Below are 2,435 nucleotides of genomic sequence, written 5' to 3' on the forward strand. Positions count from 1 at the left end.
GGCGTCCCGGCGTTCGCCGCCGCGGCGGCCGCGCTCAAGCGCGAGCTGACCGTGCCTACCGTCGGCCAGACCGTGATCCTCACCCGGATCGCCAAGCGGGCCACCCCGATGCCGGCCGGCGAGGACCTCGCCACCCTCGGCCGCAGCGGCGCCCTGCTCGTCCTGCACCTGGCCGCCGGGTACGTGGACGACGTGGTCGAGCAGCTGCTCCCGCACTACGGGGCGGACTGCCCGGCCGCCGTGGTCGCGATGGCCAGCCGGCCGGACGAGCTGGTGCTGCGCGGCACCGTAGGGGACATCGCCGGGCAGATGAAGGCCGCCGGCGTGGTCCGCACCGCCGTGATCATCGTCGGCCGCACCCTGGCCGCCGAGGAGTTCCGCGACAGCCACCTCTACTCCGCGGACCGCGAGCGCCCGCACGAGCCCTGCGGCGCCTGATGACGCCGCCCCCGGACGGCCGCCACCTGCTGATCCTCGGCGGCACCACCGAGGCGCGCGCCCTCGCCGCCGCGCTCGCCACCGCCCTCTCCACCACCCTCTCCACCGCGCTCGCCGGCCGGCCCGGGCTCCGGGTCACCAGCTCGCTCGCCGGGCGGGTGGCCCGACCCCGGCTGCCCGCCGGTGAGGTGCGGATCGGCGGCTTCGGCGGCGCCGACGGCCTCGCCGACTGGCTGCGCGCCGAGCGGGTGGACGCGGTGGTGGACGCCACCCACCCGTTCGCCGCCGTCATGTCCGGCAACGCCGCCGCGGCCGTCCCGCTGCTGGCGCTGCGCCGCCCCGGCTGGGCGGCGGTGCCGGGCGACGACTGGCACCGCGTCCCGTCCCTGGACGCCGCCGCCGCGCTGCTGCCCGCGCTCGGCCGGCGGGTCCTGCTCACCAGCGGCCGGCAGGGCATCGGCGCCTTCGCCCACCTCGACGGCCTGCACTTCGTGGCCCGCTCGGTCGATCCGCCCGAGCCGCCGCTGCCCGCTGCGCTCGACGTCCTGCTCGACCGGGGCCCGTTCACCCTGGACGGCGAGCGGGCGGTGCTGCGCGAGCACCGGATCGACGTCGTGGTCACCAAGGACAGCGGCGGCGCGGCCACCGCGCCCAAGCTCACCGCGGCCCGCGAACTCGGCCTGCCCGTGGTGCTGGTGGACCGCCCGCCGCTGCCGGCCGGGGTGCCGGTCGCGGCAAGCGTCCCGGAGGTACTGGAGCGGCTGGCCGAACAGGGCCTGACCGGCCGGTAATTCCCGCGCGGGGCCCGCCGGTCGCTGCCAGGATGGCCGGATGACCGACGCCTACGAACTCGCCGACGCCGCCCGCACCGAGCCGCCCCTGGCCGCCGGGGAACTCGCCACCCTGACGGGCTTCCTGGACTTCCAGCGCGCCACCTTCGCCTGGAAGTGCGCCGGGCTGACCACCGAACAGCTCCGCGCCCGCCCGCTGCTCCCCTCCCCGCTCTCCCTGCTCGGCCTGGCCCGCCACCTGGCCGAGGTGGAACGCGGCTGGTTCCGCAACGTCCTCAACGGCGAGGGCCATCCCGGCTTCTGGGGCGGCCGGGAGACCGAGTTCGAGGCCGACGGGGCCGACCCGGACGAGGCCTTCACCGTCTGGCGCGGCGAGTGCGAGCACGCCCGCGAACTCGTCGCCGCCGCCCCGTCCCTGGACGTCCTCGGCCACTACCGTGCACCCGACGGCGAGGAGACCGAGTACTCCCTGCGCTGGATCCTCACCCACATGATCGAGGAGTACGCCCGCCACAACGGCCACGCCGACCTCGTCCGCGAGCACCTCGACGGCCGCACCGGCGAGTAGCCGGGCCCGGGAACGCCGCTGCCCGGCCCCGGGGTTCCGGGGCCGGGCAGCGGCGGGTGTGCGGATCAGATGTCGCGGAAGGTCTCGATCTGGGCGCCGATGGAGTTGAGGCGCTCGGCGAGGTCCTCGTAGCCCCGGTTGATGACGTAGACGTTGCGGAGCACCGAGGTGCCCTTGGCGGCCAGCATCGCCAGCAGGATCACCACGGCGGGGCGCAGCGCGGGCGGGCAGACCATCTCGGCGGCGCGCCAGCGGGTCGGGCCCTGGACCAGCACCCGGTGCGGGTCGAGGAGCTTGATGTCCGCGCCGAGGCGGGTGAGTTCGGTGAGGTAGATGGCGCGGTTGTCGTACACCCAGTCGTGGATCATCGTGGTGCCGTGGGCGGCCGCGGCGATGGCGGCGAAGAACGGCACGTTGTCGATGTTGATGCCGGGGAAGGGCATCGGGTGGATGGTGTCGATCGGCGCGGTGAGCTTGGAGGGGCGCACGGTGAGGTCGACCAGCCGGGTGCGGCCGTTGTGGGCGGGGTACTCCGGGGTGCGGTCGTAGTCGAGGCCCATGCCCTCCAGCACGGCGAGCTCGATCTCCAGGAACTCGATCGGCACCCGGCGGACGGTCAGCTCGGAGGAGGTGACCAC

The 2,435-nt window shown here is 75.4% G+C and carries 3 protein-coding genes and 1 pseudogene; 3 read left to right on the top strand and 1 reads right to left on the bottom strand.

What is annotated here, in order from left to right:
* The 3 genes from VR45_RS13515 to VR45_RS13525 form a co-directional block, all read left to right on the top strand.
* Nucleotides 1-438 (top strand): SAM-dependent methyltransferase (locus tag VR45_RS13515; protein WP_045939976.1); only part of this gene is annotated, 438 nt, incomplete at its 5' end.
* Nucleotides 438-1,229, top strand: coding sequence for a cobalt-precorrin-6A reductase (locus tag VR45_RS13520; RefSeq protein WP_045939977.1), 792 nt, complete (start codon nucleotides 438-440; stop codon nucleotides 1,227-1,229). The genes VR45_RS13515 and VR45_RS13520, both read left to right, overlap by 1 nt.
* Before the next feature lie 40 nt (nucleotides 1,230-1,269).
* A complete protein-coding gene (locus VR45_RS13525) occupies nucleotides 1,270-1,797 on the top strand; it encodes a DinB family protein (RefSeq protein ID WP_045939978.1) in 528 nt (175 codons plus the stop codon).
* 65 nt (nucleotides 1,798-1,862) lie between these two features.
* On the opposite strand, the pseudogene VR45_RS13530 reads toward VR45_RS13525, so the two are convergent.
* Nucleotides 1,863-2,435 (bottom strand): annotated as a pseudogene (locus VR45_RS13530) (UDP-N-acetylglucosamine 1-carboxyvinyltransferase); the annotation flags it as partial.

Origin of the sequence: Streptomyces sp. NRRL S-495, assembly GCF_000966955.1 — a bacterium.
In the GTDB taxonomy this organism is placed as follows: domain Bacteria; phylum Actinomycetota; class Actinomycetes; order Streptomycetales; family Streptomycetaceae; genus Kitasatospora; species Kitasatospora purpeofusca.